Raw genomic sequence first — 19,897 nt, 5'->3', positions numbered from 1 at the left:
CCTCCTGTGATTGAATTTTAAATCAGCCTTATGCGGCCTCTTGCTTTACTATGCGGCTCTCACGCACCTTACACCCTGCTTTGCAGGTAAGGGTCTTATGCCTCCTGCTGCTCTGCGATCTGTTTGATAACACGAGCGAAGTTTGTGATCGGAGACTGCATGCTTCCAAGAAGTTTTCCAAGAAGAACTTCTCTGGACGGGATGGTTGCGATAACCTGCATGCCCTTTGCATCGTAGTAAGTATCCTCTACAACGCCGCCCTTGATCTCAAGCTTGTCTGCTTTTTTAGCGAACTCAGCTAAAATTCTTGCCGGAGCTGTAGCATCCTCTTTGGATACAGCCAGAGCGGTCGGGCCCTCCAGATTCGGCTCCAGAGCCTCGAACGCGGTACCCTTAGCAGCGAAACGAATCATAGTGTTCTTATATACTTTATAAGTAACACCAGCTTCTCTTAACTGCTTACGGAGCTGTGTGTCCTGCTCAACTGTCAGTCCACGGTAGTCAACTACTACTGCGCCCTTAGCGCCGTTGAATAATTCTGCGATTTCAGCAACAACCGGCTGCTTTAATTCAACTTTTGCCATGATTGGTTTACCTCCTGTTTTATTTCTATAACCGCCTGGTAAACGTTTTCTGTAAAATAAAATCCCTCCGTCACTCGCAGGACAGGGGGATAGAAATATACAACGATATCAGTTCCCTCGGCAGGCGTATTAACCTTATGCCTTTCGGCACCTGCTGTCTTTGGCAGTTAAACACGATAAATACTATAACATAGAAGTCAAGGGTTGTCAATAGACCTATTAACTTTTTTTATTTTGTAAAAATGCAGCCGCGACCTCCATATCCTCCGGCGTTGTCACCTTGATATTCCGGTAAGAACCTTCGGTCAGGCGTACCTTGTGATCGGTCATCGTCTCGACCACCATCGCATCATCCGTCACTCCCTGCTGGTACTCTTCCCGACTCATCATCTTGTCATACGCCGCGCGGATCAGCGGGTAAGTAAATCCCTGCGGTGTCTGAATCATCCAGACATGCGCCCGTTCCGGCGTCACAGAGGCAAATCCGTCCGCATCCGCCAGCTTGACCGTATCCTTTGACGGCATGCCCGCCACTGCTGCGCTATAACTTCGTATATCTGATACGATACGTTCAATCATCGGCTCGTCCACAAACGGACGCGCCCCGTCATGAATCAGGACGCAGTCCCCCTCCCCATAGGAAAGCTGGCTGCCGAGCGCCTTTAAACCCTCGTAGACCGAATGGTAGCGCTCTTTTCCGCCCGCAACGATAGCGCGCACCTTGGAAAATCCATATTTTCCTACAATCTCGTCCCGGCAGTACGCGATCTCATCCGCCCCGGTCACCAGAATCACATCATCGACCCGGCTCTCCTCAAACGCGTGAAGTGCATACCAGATGACCGGCTTTTCCTCCAGAAGGAGAAACTGCTTCTGAATCTTGCTTTTCATCCGTTTTCCCTGTCCGGCTGCCAGAACGATAGCGGCGGTGCGGGTCGGATGCGGTGTAATTTTCTCTTTCCCAAATTGATCCAATGTATGTTCCATCTCGTTTCTCCTCCATGCCAGAACGATCTCTTAAAACACTCTTTTTCCACTTTTTGTCAAATCAATCTTTTAAAAAAACTAACCGCAAAACAATTCTTCCTGAAAAAATTTGTATTATCTCTCGCCCAGCTTCAAATTCGGCACCGCATTCAGATCCCAGCCTGCGCGCGCGCCCTTCTTATATTCATAGTACGCCGCCGCGCCGATCATCGCCGCATTGTCCGTACAGAAGATCGGTGACGGATGGAAGAACTGGATGCCCGCCTCTTTACAGGCCTTCTCCATGCCCGCCCTGAGAGCGGAGTTGGATGCCACACCGCCGGCGATCGCCACGCGCTTATAGCCGTGCTGTTTCGCCGCCTCGATCGTGCGCGATACCAATACTTCCACAACCGCATTCTGGAACGAAGCCGCCAGATCCGGCACATGGATCTCCTCGCCCATCATTTTCGCATGGTTAATATAATTTAAGACCGCCGATTTTAAGCCGCTGAAGCTGAAATCATATGGATTGTCGCCCACTTTTGCCCGTGGAAACTCAATCGCATGTGGATTCCCCTCTTTTGCTGCCTTATCGACCTTCGGGCCGCCCGGATAACCGAGCCCGACCGCGCGTGCCACCTTGTCAAACGCCTCGCCTGCTGCATCGTCTCGGGTGCGTCCCAGAATCTCAAATTCGCCATAATCTTTCACAATCACCAGATGTGTATGTCCGCCTGACACGATCAGGCACATGAACGGCGGTTCCAGATCCGGATTTTCGATGAAATTTGCCGATACGTGCCCCTCGATATGGTGTACGCCGACCAGCGGTTTCTTCGCCGCATACGCGAGTGCTTTGGCTTCCGCCACACCGACCAAAAGCGCGCCAACCAGCCCTGGACCGTAGGTAACTGCAATCGCCGTCATCTCCTCCAGACTCATATGTGCCTCTGTCAGCGCCTCTTCAATAACCTGGTTGATCTTCTCGATATGCTTTCTCGACGCAATCTCCGGCACAACGCCGCCAAACAGCGTGTGAAGATCGATCTGGGAAGATATGATATTGGAAAGAACGGTACGTCCGTTTTTCACGACTGAAGCTGCCGTCTCATCACAGGAACTCTCGATTGCAAGAATGTAAACATCTTCTGATGGGTGTCCGTTTTCTGTATCATGCACGGAAATCTCTGCCCCCGATACCGGAGCTTTCCCTGATCCCCGTTCCAATGCTCCTGAAACTGGCATTTCCATCCGTTCTTCCTTCTTTTCTTCTATATTCTCTCTCTTTTCTTCCGTCTGCATCGCCCTTACTCCTCATCAAATCCCAGCTCTGCCGTCCAGCCATCGCGGGCGGCTTTCGCTCTCGGGAATATCTCACGCACTTTATCCATATAATCATCCGGACGGATGAGCGACGGGCTGTAATGAGTCAGCCACATTTCCTTCGGCTGGGCCTCCTTCGCCAGGTGCGCCGCCTCCTGGAATGTCATATGCTTGTATTCTCTCGCCTTGGCTTCTTTCCCGTCCTCGCCGTACATGCCTTCACAGATAAACAGATCCGCATCCTTCGCGTACTCCGCAATTACCGGAAGCGGTCTCGTATCGGTACAGTATGCCACCTTGATTCCCTTCCGGTCACCTCCGAGCACCATATCCGGTGTCAGCGTTCTGCCTTCCTCCTCGATCGTCTCCCCCTTCTGCAGGCGGCTCCAGAACTTCTGCGGAATCTCCTGCGCCCGCGCGCGTTCCACATCGAACCGTCCCTTTCTCGGAATCGAAATCGAGTACCCATAACAGGTCACATTATGGTTGACCCGATACGCATCGATCACATACGGTCCAATCTGAAGCTGCTGTCTCGGCTCCGTCAGCTCGATAAACTCAAGCGGAAACGGCAATTCCGGCGCGATCGTCCGCAGTGCCGTCACCACGCGTTCCAGTCCCTTCGGTCCAATCATCGTGATCGGCTCCGTCCGCTCCGCATTTCCCATCGTCAACAAAAGTCCCGGCAGACCGCTGATATGATCCGCGTGATAATGTGTAAAACAAATCACATCCACCGGCTTCGGGCTCCAGCCCTTTTCTTTCAACGCAATCTGCGTGCCTTCCCCGCAGTCTATCAGCAAATTGCTGCCCGAGCAGCGGACCATCAAAGCCGTCAGCCACCGATACGGCAGCGGCATCATCCCGCCCGTTCCCAGCAAACATACATCTAACATGAAACATCCTCTTTTCTATTAAATAAATGATTCATAATAAATCTTTTTAATTAAAAGTCATGCAAAAAGCTGTCAAAACAGCTTTCCCCCTAACTCCCATATCATTTAATAATATCATAAAGAAATACTATGTTGCAAGCCAGAAATTCAGCAATCCAATTCACTGGAGAGACGCAGATGGCGCACCGCCTGTCCCGCGTTTCTCCGTCCCCCTCACGACTCTACAATAGTTCCGTCCTCTCCTCCTTATCTGCCTCAATCAGAAATTCCCGCGTCACTCCATCATAGCACTCCTCGCACAGATCAAAATGATGCACCTCCCCATCTTTCTCCGAAAAATAGTCCCATGCCACATCAAAATGCGCCGCTCCTTCGCGCAGAATGCCATCTTTCACCGCCAGCTTCTTTCCGCACCGGTTGCAGACAACCGACAGAAGAATGCCGCTCTCTCCATATTTTCTCATGCTCTCCTCGCCTTTCTCTTCTATATACGCAAAATGGAGAAGCCATGTCCTCCACAGCTTCTCCATCATTATACTGTTTTTTATACCGGTTTTTAAGCGGAAAGTGCTGGAAATACTTACAGTACCTTATATCCCTTCGATGTCAGGCAGATGCTGACCTCCCTCACATCGTCCGTGTGAAGCACCATAACCGGCTTGCCAGAATCACGATTGAAGGAGAGATACAGGTAATCTACATTGATATTGCTCTCTTCGAGGGAAATTAACAGACGGTTGAGTGCTCCGACCTCGTCATCCAGTTCGACGCCAAGCACCTCTGTCAGACGGCAGAGATAACCAGCTTCCGCCAGCACTTTCTCCGCGTGCTCTGGATTAGAAACAACCATACGGATAATGCCGTACTCCGCACTGTCATTCGTGATCGAACCCCAAATGTTAATATTCTCCTTCTGAAGAAGGGATGTAATATTCTGTAAACGTCCTTTCTTATTCTCTGCAAAAATAGATACCTGACTCAGCATATGAACCTCCTACCGTTCTTTTCTTTTGATTTAACACTGTAAAGTGTTACGCTTTTATCTGTTAAACAGTATACTCATTTCCATTTCATCTGTCAATGCTTTTTCCGCTTCTTTTCCAATAAATCAGCGCATCTTCCGTCGGCCCGCTGTAATAATTCTTCCGAACCGCCTCTTTCTGAAAGCCATACGCCTCATACAGCGCAATCGCCGGGGCATTGGATGCACGCACCTCCAAGGTAATATCCTCAACGTTTTCTTCCTCTGCTTCCTTTAACAGCCGTTCCATCAGAAGCCGCCCATAGCCGCGCCCCCGGCACGCGCCGTGAACCGCGATCCGCATCAACTCGCCTTCCCCGGCAATGACGCGGAAATTGCAGTAACCACGGACGGTTTCATCCTCTTTCAGCACCCAGTTTTTATCCCAGCTGCTCGTCAGCAGATCCTGTAAAAGCTTCTCCGACCATGCATCCGAAAAGCATTCCAGTTCCAGTGCCCGGACAGCAGGAAGATCCCCCGGCTGAAAATCCACTATCTGAACACGAAGCTTTTTTTGCGTTCCCGTTCCTGCCGCCATTATTTCTTCTCCACAACCACAATACCGGCTGCCAGCTTATCCATCTCGCCCTGGCGCTCTGCGACCTCGCGCTCGCGCTCCGCCTGCGATTTCCGCAGATAATCCGGCTTGTGCTCGGCTGCCGTCTCGGTCTTTCCCTCTGCCAGATACACTGCGCCAAGCGCTGCCACCGCCGAAGCTCGCTGACGGCTCGCCTGTGCCGGTGCAAACGAATACAGCACCTTCATCTCTTCCTCGATCACCGCCCGGTTGACCGGCACACCGTCCCCCAAGAAAATCACGCGCTCGCCGCGCTCATTTAACTCAGCAATCAACGCATGGATATCCGTAATGTACTGTTCTTTCACAATCTCGAACTTCTCTTCATACCGATAGAGTCCCGTGTACACCTGCTGCCGTCTCGCATCCAGCATCGGGCAGATGAGCGCCGAAGCTCCGTACAGACAATATCCCATCGCATCCATCGTCGGCACATGGATCAGCGGCTTCCCAAGCGCCAGTCCCAGTCCTTTCGCTGTCGCAGAGCCAATCCGAAGCCCCGTAAAAGAGCCCGGACCGCCGGATACTGCGATTGCATCGATGCTTTCCAACGGCACCTCCAGCATTTTCACAATCTCATCAATCATCGGAAGAAGTGTCTGCGAATGCGTTTTTTTCAGATTCACCGTATATTCCGCCGTGATCACATCATCCGTAACAATAGCAACCGATGCCACCAGGGATGCGCTTTCGATTCCCAAAATTCTCATTTTCTCTTTCCTCCTGTCGCCGGCTACTGCTCGTTTACTGAAATTTTCCGGTAATCAAAGCCCTTTTCCAGATCCTTTTCAATCGTGATCTGGATCGGATGTTCCGGCAGGATCTCGCGGATGCGCTCCGACCATTCGATCAGGCAGATGCCCTCGCCGTAAAAATAGTCCTCATAGCCAATCTCATCCATCTCGTCCACATCGCCAAGACGATATACATCAAAATGGTAGAGCGGCAGGCGCCCATCGTCGTACTCCTGCACGATCGTGAAAGTCGGGCTGTTGACCGGTTCCTGAATTCCAAGTCCCGCGGCAAACCCCTGGGTAAAGACCGTCTTTCCTACGCCCAGATCACCATTCAAACAATACACCTGCCCTGCCTGCGCTTCCATTCCAAGCTTTTTTCCAAACGCATACGTCTCTTCCGGGCTGTTTGTTTCTATCATCATGCTCGAATTCCTCTTCTCTTTTCCTGCGGCAGATTTCTTGTAAGCATACTGAGAAAAATCTGCTCCTCCGAACCTCTGAACACGCGCTTCGGCATCAGGTACGCCTTGTCTCGACCCAGGTAAAGCACATATATTCCCGCGATCTTTTTCACTTTTACCAGCTTATCCCAGCTGATCTCACCCTTGCCGTTCGCCTGGCGGGCACGGATGCCCTCGTCTCCAATGTGAAATACAATCTCAGCTCCCGTTTTCGCATCCCCGGCGGTGCGCTCTGCCTGTTTCCAGATTGCAAAAATCTGAAAGCCTGTCAAGGCAATCACTCCCAGAATCACCAGATTCGTCACCTGCGTTCCCAGACGTTCCTCGCTGGCTGCCGCTGCAATAATAACGAGCACCGTCAGTATGATGCATCCGATTCCACGCAGTCCCGCCCAGAAATTGTACATCGAATAAATAAAAATCTCTTTTGGCTGTATTTTTACACGTAAGTCCATTTTATCTTCTCCCTAATTTTCTATGCCTTATCCGCCGCCCCATTCCAGTCAGCGCTCCTGCATCCTATAACCAACGGCTGAATCTGCCGTGGTTTACTTCGTCTCCCGGATTTTCATCGTCAGCGAAATGCGCTTCTTCGCCACATCAACCGCCAGCACCTTGACCTCCACGATATCCCCGACGCTGACCGCCTCCAGCGGATGCTTGATATAGCGGTCTGTCATCTGGGACACGTGAACCAGACCATCCTGATGCACGCCGATATCCACAAACGCACCGAAATCAATGACATTCCGCACGGTTCCTTTTAAAATCATGCCCGGCTTCAAATCCTTCATTTCCAGCACATCCGTGCGGAGAATCGGCTTCGGCATCTCCTCACGCGGGTCGCGCGCCGGTTTTTCCAACTCGCTCACAATATCGAGTAAGGTCGGCTCGCCGATCGAAAGCTCTTTTGCCAGCTTTGCCGTATCCGCGATCTCCTTGCGGATATTGCGGATGCCACCCGCCGCGATCTCCTTCGGATCATGTCCAAGCTGCTTTAAAAGTGCCTCCGCTGCTTTATAGCTCTCCGGGTGCACACTCGTCGCATCGAGCGGATTCTTGCCGCCCTGGATCCGCATAAATCCGGCGCACTGTTCATACGCCTTCGGTCCCAGCTTCGCCACCTTCAAAAGCTCACGGCGCGTTGAAAATGCGCCATTCTCCTCCCGATATGCCACGATATTTTTCGCAATCGTCTTGTTAATGCCGGAAATATAGGCGAGCAGAGGCGCCGATGCCGTATTCAGATCCACGCCGACCTTATTTACGCACGTTTCCACCACGCCCTGCAGCGCTTCGCTTAAATTTTTCTGGTTCATATCATGCTGGTACTGACCGACTCCAATGGATTTCGGATCAATTTTTACCAGCTCCGCCAGCGGATCCTGCAGGCGTCTCGCGATCGATGCCGCACTTCTCTGTCCGACGTCAAACTGCGGAAATTCCTCCGTCGCCAGCTTGCTCGCCGAATAAACCGACGCGCCCGCCTCATTGACGATAACATACTGAACCTTCTCCGGAATTTCTTTTAAGAGTTCCACGATGATCTGCTCAGATTCTCGGCTTGCCGTACCATTCCCCACTGAGATCAGGGAAATGCCGTACTTGCGGATCAGCTTTTTCACGATCTCCTTCGACTCTTCCACGCGGTTCTGCGGCGCAGTCGGATAAATGACCGTCGTATCGAGCACTTTTCCCGTCTCATCCACAACTGCCAGCTTGCAGCCCGTCCGGAATGCCGGATCCCAGCCGAGCACCACACATCCTGCGATCGGCGGCTGCATCAGGAGCTGTTCCAGGTTCTTGCCAAATACCTGAATCGCGCCGTTCTCTGCCGTTTCTGTCAGCCCCGCGCGGATCTCGCGCTCGATGGCCGGTCCGATCAGGCGGCGGTAGCTGTCCAGAATCACTTCTTCCATCACGCGCGCCGCATCCCCATCCGAGCGGATAATCAGCTGTTTCTCCATATACCGGACAATCTGCTCCTCCGGCGCTATAAGCTTCACGCTCAGAATCTTCTCTTTCTCACCGCGGTTGATCGCCAGCACACGGTGTCCCGCCAGCTTTTTGACTGGTTCGGAGAAATGATAGTACATCTCGTACACCGACTGTATCTTCTCATCCTTTGCGGATGCCTCCAAAAGACCGTCCTGCATCGTCTTTTTACGTGCGTAGTTGCGGTATTTTGCCATCTCGCTGATCTGCTCAGCCAGAATATCACGCGCGCCGTCTATTGCCTCTGAAACATCTGCAACACCCTTTTCTTCCGACACATACTTCGCCGCCTCCGCCTCCAGGCTGCCGCCCGCTTCCTGCTTGTAAATCCAGACTGCTAACGGTTCCAGCCCTTTCTCACGGGCAATTCCGGCACGGGTGCGCCGTTTCGGGCGGTACGGAAGATAAAGATCTTCCACCGCAACCAGCGTCGCCGCATCGCGGATCTGTTTCTCCAGCGCCGGAGTCAGCTTCTCCTGGGCGCGGATCGCACCGATCACCTGCTCCTTTTTATCCTCCAGATTCCGAAGATAGCGCAGTCGCTCATCTAGCTGGCGCAGCACCTCATCATTCAGGGAACCGGTCGCCTCCTTGCGGTAGCGCGCGATGAACGGAATCGTGTTTCCCTCATCGATCAGCTTTACCGCCGCTTCGACCTGATTTCTCCCTATCTGAAGCTCTTCTTTCAATGCCTGTATAATATCCATGCAAAAACTCTCCTTCAATATCAATACGCTGTTTAATCATACCATTCCAGCGCATATTTCGCAAGTCAATGCCTAACTGGACAAGCGGCTTTATTCATGATACACTTTTATCGGATTCAATCCGCCAGATGGGCATAGATTTTGTTTTGCCCTATTCAGCGGCTGTCTCTAATTTTCAGAAAAGGATGTAGCTGTTTTCTTTTTTCACAGTTATGAAAGGATTAGATATACGATGAGTTATTACGATGAAACACCTTCTCCGAAGGAACATTCAAATACAAATGAAACCCGGCGCAATCGTTCGCGCCGCTATGCCACGATGTCAATGATGTGCGGCATCTTCGCATTTTTTTCCCTGTTTTTGAGTTTTTCCGCCGCGATTCTGCTCGGAATGTCGGCGAATGTACTGTTTGTCCTCTCCAAGGAGGAAGGACAGCCGCGGCGCGGCAGCGCAGTGGTCGGGCTGATACTGGGAGTTATGTCTACCATCTTTGGAGTAGTTGAGTTTTTCTGCCTGATCCAGGTATACCATATGATTACGGATCCGCAATATGCGCCGTTTTTTGATCAGGCAATGGAGTTGTATGAGAGTTTGATTGGTCCGTTACAATAAAATGATTGGCAAGGGGACCTTTTTCTGTGTATTTCTTGCGTTAAAAAGCACACCGCGTCATGAATGACTTTGGCGTGCTTTTTACTTTATATCCTATTTTGTATAGCGAATCGTCTGGCGGATATCTTCCTCGAATGCCGCTGCCAGTTTCCGGAAGCGTGCTTCGGTCATTTCTCCGGTTACGACCGCAAATTCGTCCATCTCCGGGAGTTCGATGGTCTCTGCCTCACCGAAGGCTGCACGCACATCGGCAAGTTTGTCGGCTGATTTGCCTGCCAGTCGGAGGAAGTAGCTGAAGGTTACTTCGCCCATCGGTGCAACTGGCTGTTTTTCGTCGGTCCAGCCGGTCGGGATGTTGTCTTCCATGTGTCCGGCGATCTCTACGATGTCGCTGACGACTGCGCTGGCGGTCGGGAGTTTTCCGGCGCCGCTGCCGTAGAACATGACGGTTCCAAGTGTATTGCCGCGAACCATGACTGCATTGTATACGTCATTGACTGCAAAGAGCGGATGATCCGGTCCGATCATCATCGGGCATACATAGACGCTGGCTTTATTGCCTTCCATGCGGCTGGTTCCAAACAGTTTAATCGAAGTTCCCAGCTTTGCCGCATATTTGAAATCGGTATCGGTAATCTTTGTGATGCCCTCGGTCGGCACATCTTCGTAATTTACTTCTTTTCCAGTTGCCAGTGAGGTAAGAATCGTGATCTTGCGGCAGGTATCGTAGCCTTCTACGTCTGCCTCCGGGTTGCGCTCTGCATATCCGAGTTCCTGCGCTTTCTTCAAGGCTTCCTCAAAGGTCTGACCTTCTCTTGCCATCTTGGTAAGGATGTAATTGGTTGTACCGTTTAAGATACCGCTGATTTCCTCGATCTTCTCGCCTGCAAGAGACTGGGTCAGCGGACGCAGAAGCGGGATGCCGCCGCCTACGCTGGCTTCAAAGAGGAAGTTTAAGTTCTTCTCGCGTGCAATCGCCAGAAGCTCGGTGCCGTGTGCCGCTACAAGTGCCTTGTTGGAGGTCACAACGTGCTTACCGGCTAACAGGCACGCTTTTGCAAACTTGTATGCCGGATTGACGCCGCCCATCGCCTCTACAACGATCTCTACGTCTTCGTCTTTTTCAATGATCTCAAAATCATGAACAATCTGCGCTTCGTGCGGATCACCCGGAAATTCACGCAGATCCAGAATATATTTTACTGCAATCTCTTTGCCGGTTTTTTCTGTGATTTTGTCTTTGTTGGTTTCTAATACTTCTACGACTCCGGAACCAATTGTTCCATAGCCCATCACTGCTACCTGAATCATAATCTTTACTCCCTGGCTATAATTTTTACGTTGTGTACTCCCGAATTTTCTTCCATCTCTTCGACCATATGCGATATATTTCCGGTATCCGAACGGACTTCCACGCTGAGTGTCAGCGTCGCCACATTGTTGACCGGAATACTCTGATGAATCGTCAGAATATTTGCCTTGTAAATCGCTACGATATGAAGAAGATCCGATAAAAGTCCCTGTTCATCATCCATCTGCAGCACCATGGTAATCGTCTTGCCCTTGGCGTTGTCATAAAATGGAAAAATATCGTCCTTATACTTGTAAAAGGAACTCCGGCTGATCCCCAGCTGGTCGGTCGCCTCCTGAATCGTCATCGCTTTTTCTGACGCAATGAGCTTCTTCGCTTCCGCCACCTTCAAAAGGACTTCCGGCACTGCTTTCTGCTTTAACAGATAATACTTTGTTTTTTCTTCCATTCCATCTCCGCTTGTGTACGCACCAGAAATACATTTGTGTTTACCAGAAAGATATTATCACATTTATTGACACTCTGCAATCTATTTCTTTCATTATAGTCGAATTGTATCTGTAAAAAAACAGCCTGAACTGACGGCACTTGACAGAGTGTTTTCTTCTCTGTCAAACTTTTGTGCCGCCAATCCAGGCTGATTTATCTTCTTTTACGCCTCTTCTGTCTTCTGGTTTTTCAGGCTGATCCACTTTAAATACGCACTGATAAACAGATCAATATCTCCATCCATCACCGCGTTCACATTGCCATTTTCGGCGTTCGTCCGGTGATCCTTGACGAGCGTGTACGGCTGCATAACGTAGGAACGGATCTGGTTTCCGAAGTTGATGTCCTTGACATCGCCGCGGATGTCGGACAACTTCTCGGCATTCTCCTGTTGTTTGAGCAGGTACAGCTTTGCCTTTAACATCTGCATCGCCTTGTCCTTGTTCTGGAACTGGGAACGCTCATTCTGGCACTGTACGACGATACCGGTCGGCAGATGCGTGATACGGATCGCGGAGGACGTCTTGTTGATATGCTGTCCACCGGCACCACTCGAGCGATAGGTATCGATCCGCAGATCGTCCGGATTAATCTCCACATCCAGATCTTCTTCAATATCCGGCATGACATCACAGGAAACGAATGAGGTCTGACGCTTGCCAGCCGCGTTGAACGGGGAAATACGGACCAGACGATGGACGCCTTTCTCCGATTTCAGGTAGCCGTAGGCATTTTCACCGTTGACCTGCAGTGTGATGGACTTAAGTCCCGCCTCGTCGCCGTCCAGGAAATCAAGCACCTCGGTCGTAAAGCCCTTTTTGTCCGCCCAACGCTGGTACATACGATACAGCATACTGCACCAGTCCATCGCTTCGGTACCGCCCGCGCCCGCGTTCAGCTTAAGGATCGCGTTGCAGCCGTCGTACTCGCCGGACAGGAGTGTCTTTGTGCGGAGTTCTTCCAGCTCTTTGACGAACTCATCTAACATCTCCTGAATCTCCGGAATCATCGCCGGGTCATTTTCCTCATAGCCCATCTCGATCATGACCTGGATATCCTCATACTGCTGTTCAAGGTGCTTGTAGCCATCCACGGTATCTTTGAGATTTTTCGCCTCACGGACCGTCTTGGTCGAGCGCTCCGGATCATCCCAGAAGCCCGGTTCTTCCATTGATTTGTCAAGCTCCGTGATGCGGCGCTCCTTATTTTCCAGATCCAGGGAATCCTTGACCTCTTTCAGCGTCTCATCGTAGGTTGATAATGTATACTTAAACTGATCTAATTCAACCATGCTCTCACCTTCTCCATTCTCATCTATCTGCTGCCATTTTCCTCAACGGTTCAGCATTCTTTCAGTTATATTTTGTTACGGATCACACACATATAGACCGTAACTCTTTTTTATATTTGGAAAAATTCCCGGAACCAGGTATTTCGCCATAGTTTCGGGAATTTTCTGCACAGACTGCTGCAAAATCACGGCAGCCTGCCTTCTTTCATCTATTAATTCTTCGCGTACAGCTTCCGTCCACAGCACTGTTTGTACTTCTTGCCGGAACCGCATGGGCACGGATCGTTCGGGTAAATCTTCTTTTCCTCACGCTTCTTCGGTGCCTGCACGGTGCTGTCGTCACGGTTGGTTCCCGTTACCTTGGCAGCCGGTTCACGCTCGACCTTCTGCTCTGCACGGATGTGGAACAGAATACGGACGGTATCCTCACGGATCGCTGCCGTCATGCTGTCGAACATCTCATAGCCGCTCATCTTATACTCAACCAGCGGGTCTCTCTGACCATATGCCTGCAGACCGATGCCTTCGCGCAGCTGATCCATATCGTCGATATGAGCCATCCACTTTGCATCAACCACTTTCAGAAGGATCACGCGCTCCATCTCGCGTACCTGTTCCGCGCTTGTAAACTCTGCCTCGCGTGTCTCATAAAGCTTCGTTGCCGCCTCTTTGAGCATATGTTTCAGCTCATTTTTCTTCATATGCTGCTGGTCTTCCGTCAGTTGAATCGGCTCTAACGGGATAACCGGAAGCAGCAGGGAATTTAACTCGGACAGATCCCACTCAGCCGGTTCCTGCTCATCAGAGATGGACATATCTACGGCGTTTTCTACGATATCCGTGATCATCTTCATGATAACGGAACGCATATTCTCGCCATCCAGTACACGGCGGCGCTCTGCGTAGATTGCCTCACGCTGCTCGTTCATAACCTCGTCGTATTTTAACAGGTTCTCGCGGATACCGTAGTTGTTGGTCTCGATTTTCATCTGTGCTTTCTCAATCGCCTTGGAAAGCATCTTGTGCTCGATCTGCTCATTCTCCGGTACGCCCATGGCGTTGAACATATTCATCAGACGCTCTGAACCGAAGAGACGCATCAGGTCATCCTCCAGGGACAGGTAGAAACGTGATTCACCCGGATCGCCCTGACGTCCGGCACGACCGCGCAGCTGGTTATCAATACGTCTGGACTCATGACGCTCTGTACCGATAATCTTTAAGCCGCCCAGTTCTCTGGAAATCTCATCCAGCTTGATATCCGTACCACGACCTGCCATATTAGTCGCGATCGTAACGGCACCGTGGATACCTGCATCTGCTACGATCTCAGCCTCCAGCTCATGGAACTTCGCATTTAATACCTTATGCGGAATGCCGCGTCTTGTCAGCATCTTGCTCAGAAGCTCGGAAGTCTCGATCGTAATGGTACCAACCAGAACCGGCTGTCCCTTTTCATGGGCTGCTGCCACTTCCTCGACAACCGCATGGAATTTCTCTTTTTTCGTCTTATAAACCGCATCCTCGTAATCAATACGCTGTACCGGGCGGTTCGTCGGGATGGAGATAACGTCCATCTGGTAAATGTTACGGAACTCCTTCTCCTCGGTCTGTGCCGTACCGGTCATACCAGCCTTCTTGTTGAACTTGTTGAAGAAGTTCTGGAAGGTAATGGTTGCCAGCGTGCGGCTCTCACGGCGCACATGTACGTGCTCCTTCGCCTCAATCGCCTGATGGAGACCATCGGAATAACGGCGTCCCGGCATGATACGTCCGGTAAACTCATCGACAATCAGAACCTCGTCATCTTTTACCACGTAGTCTTTATCGCGGAACATCAGGTAGTTGGCACGCAGTGCCAGAATGATGTTGTGCTGGATCTCCAGGTTCTCCGGATCCGCCAGGTTCTCGATGTGGAAGAAATCTTCAACCTTCTTCACACCAGCCTCGGTCAGGTTGACTACTTTATCTTTCTCATTGACTACGAAATCGCCTGTCTCCTCGATCTCCTCGCCCATGATGGCTGCCATCTTGGAAAATTCTGCTGATTCCTCGCCCTTTTCCAACTGACGTGCCAGAATATCGCACACCTCATAGAGCTTCGTGGACTTGCCGCTCTGTCCGGAAATGATAAGCGGGGTTCTCGCCTCATCGATCAGGACGGAATCGACCTCATCGATGATCGCATAGTCCAGATTCCGCATAACCATCTGCTCTTTATAGATCGCCATGTTGTCACGCAGGTAATCGAAACCAAGCTCATTGTTGGTAACATAGGTAATATCACAGTTGTAAGCTTCCCGGCGCTCGTCGGAATTCATTGAATTTAAAACCACGCCGACCGTCAGACCGAGGAATCTGTGAACCTCACCCATCCACTCTGCATCTCGTTTTGCCAGGTAGTCGTTGACGGTAACGATAAATACGCCCTTTCCAGCCAGCGCATTTAAGTACGCCGGTGCGGTAGAAACCAGGGTTTTACCTTCACCAGTACGCATCTCTGCGATACGTCCCTGATGCAGGACGATACCACCGATCAGCTGAACCGGGTAATGCTCCATATTTAATACCCGTCTCGCCGCCTCACGCACGGTTGCAAATGCCTCCGGCAGAAGGTCGTCCAGCGTCTCGCCGTTTGCAAGGCGCTCTTTGAACTTGCGCGTATTGTCGCGCAGTTCATCATCCGATAAGGCAACCATCTGCTCGCGCATACCTAAAATCTTATCCACAATCGGGCGGATCAGCTTCAGCTCGCGTTCGCTGTGGGTACCAAACACTTTCTCTATCAGATTCATGCTTTTCTCTCCTATTTCTTGCTTTCTCATTCTTTTTTCGTTTTTATAGCTCAATGTATGATATGTTTTAGATCGAAAAGATCGTATAGGTATAGTTATACAATCTTATTTATTCTAACACTAACAGGGATTTTATTCAATGATTTCATGATTTTTTTACATTTACGCTGCGCACGCGCCCGGCTGAGATAAGCCGAACCTGCCGTACCCGGAAAATCCCAGCCATAAAACAAGACCCTCCATACACGAACAAAGGAACCTGCTGTAAAACGCCGCCTCCCTGCCTATCCAGGTAAAACGTTTTTTCTTCTGCCAGCCCGCCAACTTTATGGTAAACCAGACAAGTTGCACAAAATATATGTTCGACTTTCTTGTTGTCCACATTATCCACATTTTGTCCCCAGTTTTGTGGATAAGTTTTGCACCCCCGTTTTTTCCCTTTTTTAGGGAAAATGGAGTTTTGCACCGACTTATCCACATTATCCACAATTTCCGTCTGTTCATGAAGCCCCCATTGTCCCCGGCGCATTTTGATTTCTTTTTTGTTCAGATCTCATAAATTTGCATATTTCTTCCAAAAATACAAGCAGATCTATTGACAAATGAAGAACCCTTGCATTGCCTCCAAACCCCCGTTTTTTCTAGCTTTTTCGACCTTTTTCTGTTGCAAAAACACACCCATTCTGCCCTATCCTGCAAGACTCTTTTTTCATATTTCATTGTCCGCCGCACAAACCGCGCGCAAATCCCTTATAAAACAACAGCAATTCGTGAAAAATCAAACGACACAGTATTTCGACCTGTTTTTCAATTAATTGTGTTGACAATTTTGTGAAAAAGGTTGAATTTAACATCCAAAAGTGGTATACTATAGCCATCCCAATAAAAAGGAGCGATGATTATGCGTTATAAGATTACTGGAAGAAATATCAATGTTACCCCGGGGTTAAAAGCAGCTGTAGAGGAGAAGATCGGAAAGTTAGAGCGATACTTCAATCAGGACACTGAAGTGAATATCACACTTACAGTTGAGAAAGATCGTCAGAAGATCGAGGTTACCATCCCTGTCAAAGGCACCATCATCCGTGCAGAGCAGGAAAGCAACGATATGTATGTATCGATTGATTTGGTAGAAGAAATCATCGAGCGTCAGCTCAAAAAATATAAGAATAAAATCGTAGACAAGAAACAGGCAGCCGTTGCATTCTCTGACCTCTTCATAAACGAAGAATATGATTCCAACGACGAAGTAGATATCGTCAAAGTAAAGAAATTCGCTATGAAGCCGATGGATCCGGAAGAGGCTTGTGTACAGATGGAACTCTTAGGACATAGTTTCTATGTATTCCTGAATTCCGAGACCGAGCAGGTCAATGTTGTTTACAAACGTAAAGGCAACACCTACGGATTGATCGAACCAGAATTTTAATTCATCGCTTCGTACTATAAGTAGACAAGTTTCCTGGCAAAAAGGGGAGCTGCCATGTGGCAGTTCCCCTTTTTGCGTTGTGTTAAGTTCCATTCATATTCTATTTCTTTTCGTAACTGTTCAGTTCCTTCACAGTCACGCGCAGTAAATGTGCAGACCTACTGAACAGTTACTTCTTTTCTTAGAACAGACCCGTGATCCGTCCATTCTCATCGACATCGATCTTCTCTGCCGCCGGCACCTTCGGAAGTCCTGGCATCGTCATGATGTCCCCGGTCAGCGCTACGATGAAGCCTGCGCCCGCGGATACTTTCAGGTTGCGGACAGTTACTGTAAAATTCTTCGGTGCGCCGAGCAGCTTCGCATTGTCCGAAAAGCTGTACTGCGTCTTCGCCATACAGATCGGATAGTTACCAAATCCAAGCTCAGTCAGGCGTTTTGCCTGCTTCTTTGCTGCATCCGTGAGTACAACGCCGTCGCCGTGGTAGATCTTCTTCACGATCGCATCCAGTTTCTCCTCGATGGTTGTATCGGTCTCGTAGCAGTAGTGGAACTCGCTCTCAGTCTCGCACAGGCGGATGACTTCTTTTGCCAGCTCCTCGCCGCCTTCTCCGCCTTTCGCCCATACCTCGGACAGAGCTACATTGACACCGACCTCATGGCACTTGTCCTCGATCAGCTTTAATTCTGCCTCGGTATCCATTGGGAAGCGGTTGATCGCTACGACACACGGAAGTCCATATACCTTGGTAATATTTTCTACATGCTGCATCAGGTTCGGAAGTCCCTTCTCCAGTGCTTCCAGATTCTCTGCGTTTAAGTCAGCCTTCGCCACGCCGCCGTGATGCTTCAGGGCACGTACTGTCGCTACTACAACGACCGCCGACGGTTTCAGCTCTGCCATCCGGCACTTGATATCCAGGAATTTCTCCGCACCCAGGTCAGCGCCGAAGCCAGCCTCTGTGATCGTGTAATCACCCAGCTTTAATGCCATCTTTGTCGCAATGACGGAGTTACATCCATGCGCGATGTTCGCGAACGGACCGCCGTGGATAAATGCCGGTGTATGCTCTAAGGTCTGTACCAGATTGGGTTTCAGGGCATCCTTTAAAAGAGCCGTCATCGCGCCCGCTGCTTTCAGATCACCGGCAGTGACCGGTTCCTCGTCATAGGTATAACCTACGATAATCTTGGAAAGGCGTTCTTTCAGATCCGTAATATTGCGTGCCAGGCACAGAACTGCCATGATCTCGCTGGCAACCGTGATGTCATATCCGTCCTCACGGGTCACGCCATCCACGCGGCGTCCCAGACCATCTACGATGTTGCGGAGCTGACGGTCATTCATATCGACAACACGCTTCCAGGTAATACGCTTCGGATCGATGCGGAGTGCATTGCCCTGATAGATATGATTGTCCAGCATCGCTGCCAGCAGGTTGTTTGCTGCGCCGATCGCGTGGAAATCACCGGTAAAATGGAGGTTGATATCCTCCATTGGAATGACCTGTGCATATCCGCCGCCAGCTGCACCACCTTTGACACCAAAGACCGGTCCCAACGACGGCTCACGAAGCGCTACGGTTACCTTTTTGCCAAGACGTTTCAATCCGTCTGCCAGACCGACCGTGGTCGTGGTCTTTCCTTCTCCGGCTGGAGTCGGGTTGATCGCGGTCACCAGAATCAGTTTTCCATCCTTGCCCTCGGTCTCTTTCAGAAGATTGTAGTCAACCTTTGCCTTATAATTTCCATACTGCTCCAGATACTTCTCGTCTACGCCTGCTGCCTCTGCAATCTCACCGATTTTCAGTGGATTCGCTGCCTGTGCAATCTCAATATCTGTCATCATTGCTCCTGTACCTCCCTGTTTTTGCGGTTTTGCCTGTTCCGGAAGTTTTCACACAGTGAATGTTATCTGCTTTATCTTCTGTAAAGAAGATCCCCCCTGTGAATTTCCCGGAAAGGCTGTGAATGTTATCTATTATATACTGTGTCTGACAATTTGGAAAGACACAAAATTGATTTTTCACAAAAAATTGCATCCGATTCCAGTTTTTCTACTCTTTTCTCAAGTTCTGATACATAACTTTCGTCCTTGATCGATGCCAGATTGATCTTCACATTAAAGAGCGCACCCACAACCGCTGTCCGGGCTAACATCGCCGCAATCAGACCGTCGGAAACGGCACCTTTATTGCCCCTCTTTACGACCGCTTCCGCCATCGGAAAAATCTTTGCCGCTGACTCCGCAATCGCAAGCGGCGCTTCGGTCGCCTCTTTTAACCCCTGCTGCAGGGCGGCAGTGCGGATTTTTTTCTCCTCCTCCGTCTCCTTCGGAAGTTTCAGCGCTCTCATATATCCATTGAACGATTCGCTGTCCTTTTTGATCCCTGACAGCAGCTCCTCATGCAGCGCAGCGCCCTCAGCTGCCAGCGCCTGCATTTCCTCCTGCACCCCGGCATATGTTTCCTTTCCGATCGTCAGATTTGCCACCATTTCCATCAATGCCGCACCCAGCGCCCCCACCAGCGCCGACACGCTTCCGCCGCCCGGTACGGACGCCTTCGAAGCAGTTTCTTCTACGAACTGGTTTACGGAAAGTTCTCTTAATTCTGCCATGATTTTTCTCCTTTTTTATGAAAAAGAATGTGCCTTGGCACATTCTCGCGCCTCGCGCGGTCGCCTGCGACATAATTCT

The 19,897-nt window shown here is 50.3% G+C and carries 20 protein-coding genes and 1 other annotated feature; of the genes, 2 read left to right on the top strand and 18 right to left on the bottom strand.

What is annotated here, in order from left to right; translation table 11 throughout:
- Positions 1-95: 95 nt before the first annotated feature.
- The 11 genes from rplJ to DW739_RS10805 all read right to left on the bottom strand — a co-directional run bounded on the left by rplJ (position 96) and on the right by DW739_RS10805 (position 9,270).
- The gene (rplJ, locus tag DW739_RS10855) at positions 96-584 is read right to left on the bottom strand and encodes a 50S ribosomal protein L10 (RefSeq protein ID WP_022360614.1); all 489 of its coding nucleotides are present in this window, start codon (positions 582-584) and stop codon (positions 96-98) included.
- Positions 585-631: 47 nt separating this feature from the next.
- Positions 632-766: a sequence feature (ribosomal protein L10 leader region), on the bottom strand.
- 37 nt (positions 767-803) lie between these two features.
- Positions 804-1,571: a 2-C-methyl-D-erythritol 4-phosphate cytidylyltransferase gene (gene ispD / locus DW739_RS10850; RefSeq protein WP_118743059.1), complete on the bottom strand. Its 768-nt coding sequence runs from the start codon at positions 1,569-1,571 to the stop codon at positions 804-806.
- A 114-nt stretch (positions 1,572-1,685) separates the two neighbouring features.
- Positions 1,686-2,855 carry a tRNA (adenosine(37)-N6)-threonylcarbamoyltransferase complex transferase subunit TsaD gene (gene tsaD, locus DW739_RS10845; RefSeq protein ID WP_243023764.1) on the bottom strand — a complete coding sequence of 390 codons (1,170 nt, stop codon included), beginning with the start codon at positions 2,853-2,855 and terminating at the stop codon, positions 1,686-1,688.
- Positions 2,856-2,860: 5 nt separating this feature from the next.
- Positions 2,861-3,772, bottom strand: coding sequence for a ribonuclease Z (locus DW739_RS10840; RefSeq protein WP_022360617.1), 912 nt, complete (start codon positions 3,770-3,772; stop codon positions 2,861-2,863).
- Positions 3,773-3,993: 221 nt separating this feature from the next.
- Positions 3,994-4,236 (bottom strand): hypothetical protein, encoded by a 243-nt coding sequence (locus DW739_RS10835; protein WP_182427980.1) that lies wholly within the window; start codon positions 4,234-4,236, stop codon positions 3,994-3,996.
- Positions 4,237-4,352: 116 nt separating this feature from the next.
- Positions 4,353-4,757, bottom strand: coding sequence for an ACT domain protein (locus tag DW739_RS10830; RefSeq protein WP_022360619.1), 405 nt, complete (start codon positions 4,755-4,757; stop codon positions 4,353-4,355).
- Positions 4,758-4,842: 85 nt separating this feature from the next.
- Entirely contained in the window at positions 4,843-5,331 is a 489-nt protein-coding gene (gene rimI / locus DW739_RS10825) for a ribosomal protein S18-alanine N-acetyltransferase (protein WP_118743058.1), read from the bottom strand.
- The gene (tsaB, locus tag DW739_RS10820; RefSeq protein WP_118743057.1) at positions 5,331-6,080 is read right to left on the bottom strand and encodes a tRNA (adenosine(37)-N6)-threonylcarbamoyltransferase complex dimerization subunit type 1 TsaB; all 750 of its coding nucleotides are present in this window, start codon (positions 6,078-6,080) and stop codon (positions 5,331-5,333) included. Before tsaB ends, rimI begins: the two co-directional genes overlap by 1 nt.
- 23 nt (positions 6,081-6,103) lie before the next feature.
- The gene (tsaE, locus tag DW739_RS10815; protein ID WP_022360622.1) at positions 6,104-6,529 is read right to left on the bottom strand and encodes a tRNA (adenosine(37)-N6)-threonylcarbamoyltransferase complex ATPase subunit type 1 TsaE; all 426 of its coding nucleotides are present in this window, start codon (positions 6,527-6,529) and stop codon (positions 6,104-6,106) included.
- On the bottom strand, positions 6,526-7,023 hold the full coding sequence (locus tag DW739_RS10810) for a YcxB family protein (RefSeq protein ID WP_118293358.1): 498 nt from the start codon (positions 7,021-7,023) through the stop codon (positions 6,526-6,528). The genes tsaE and DW739_RS10810 overlap by 4 nt, the downstream gene beginning before the upstream one ends.
- Before the next feature lie 93 nt (positions 7,024-7,116).
- Entirely contained in the window at positions 7,117-9,270 is a 2,154-nt protein-coding gene (locus tag DW739_RS10805; protein WP_118743056.1) for a Tex family protein, read from the bottom strand.
- Positions 9,271-9,502: 232 nt separating this feature from the next.
- Between DW739_RS10805 and DW739_RS10800 the strand changes: the two genes are divergently transcribed.
- Positions 9,503-9,883 carry a hypothetical protein gene (locus DW739_RS10800; protein WP_118743055.1) on the top strand — a complete coding sequence of 127 codons (381 nt, stop codon included), beginning with the start codon at positions 9,503-9,505 and terminating at the stop codon, positions 9,881-9,883.
- Between the two features lie 93 nt (positions 9,884-9,976).
- On the opposite strand, the gene DW739_RS10795 is transcribed toward DW739_RS10800, so the two are convergent.
- The 5 genes from DW739_RS10795 to DW739_RS10775 all read right to left on the bottom strand — a co-directional run bounded on the left by DW739_RS10795 (position 9,977) and on the right by DW739_RS10775 (position 16,299).
- Positions 9,977-11,194 (bottom strand): homoserine dehydrogenase, encoded by a 1,218-nt coding sequence (locus DW739_RS10795; RefSeq protein ID WP_118538575.1) that lies wholly within the window; start codon positions 11,192-11,194, stop codon positions 9,977-9,979.
- 5 nt (positions 11,195-11,199) lie between these two features.
- Positions 11,200-11,643, bottom strand: a complete 444-nt coding sequence (locus DW739_RS10790) for an ACT domain-containing protein (RefSeq protein WP_107001373.1) — start codon at positions 11,641-11,643, stop codon at positions 11,200-11,202.
- Between the two features lie 204 nt (positions 11,644-11,847).
- Positions 11,848-12,975, bottom strand: a complete 1,128-nt coding sequence (gene prfB / locus DW739_RS10785; RefSeq protein WP_117796089.1) for a peptide chain release factor 2 — start codon at positions 12,973-12,975, stop codon at positions 11,848-11,850.
- Between the two features lie 212 nt (positions 12,976-13,187).
- Positions 13,188-15,770, bottom strand: a complete 2,583-nt coding sequence (gene secA / locus DW739_RS10780) for a preprotein translocase subunit SecA (protein WP_022360628.1) — start codon at positions 15,768-15,770, stop codon at positions 13,188-13,190.
- Between the two features lie 145 nt (positions 15,771-15,915).
- Positions 15,916-16,299: a hypothetical protein gene (locus DW739_RS10775; RefSeq protein WP_118743054.1), complete on the bottom strand. Its 384-nt coding sequence runs from the start codon at positions 16,297-16,299 to the stop codon at positions 15,916-15,918.
- Between the two features lie 372 nt (positions 16,300-16,671).
- On the opposite strand from DW739_RS10775, the gene raiA reads away from it, so the two are divergent.
- Positions 16,672-17,199 carry a ribosome-associated translation inhibitor RaiA gene (gene raiA / locus DW739_RS10770; protein ID WP_022360630.1) on the top strand — a complete coding sequence of 176 codons (528 nt, stop codon included), beginning with the start codon at positions 16,672-16,674 and terminating at the stop codon, positions 17,197-17,199.
- A gap of 181 nt (positions 17,200-17,380) precedes the next feature.
- Here the strand turns inward: raiA and DW739_RS10765 are convergent, their stop codons facing one another.
- Both DW739_RS10765 and DW739_RS10760 read right to left on the bottom strand, forming a co-directional pair.
- Positions 17,381-19,048: a formate--tetrahydrofolate ligase gene (locus DW739_RS10765; RefSeq protein WP_118743053.1), complete on the bottom strand. Its 1,668-nt coding sequence runs from the start codon at positions 19,046-19,048 to the stop codon at positions 17,381-17,383.
- Between the two features lie 125 nt (positions 19,049-19,173).
- Positions 19,174-19,818 carry a cyclodeaminase/cyclohydrolase family protein gene (locus DW739_RS10760; protein ID WP_118743052.1) on the bottom strand — a complete coding sequence of 215 codons (645 nt, stop codon included), beginning with the start codon at positions 19,816-19,818 and terminating at the stop codon, positions 19,174-19,176.
- Between the last annotated feature and the right edge of the window lie 79 nt (positions 19,819-19,897).

The sequence above is a fragment of the Clostridium sp. AM28-20LB genome (genome assembly GCF_003480665.1).
Taxonomy (GTDB): Bacteria; Bacillota; Clostridia; order Lachnospirales; family Lachnospiraceae; genus Otoolea; species Otoolea fessa.
The sequence above is the reverse complement of the archived record's forward strand: the minus strand, read 5'-3'. Positions and strand labels throughout refer to the sequence as shown.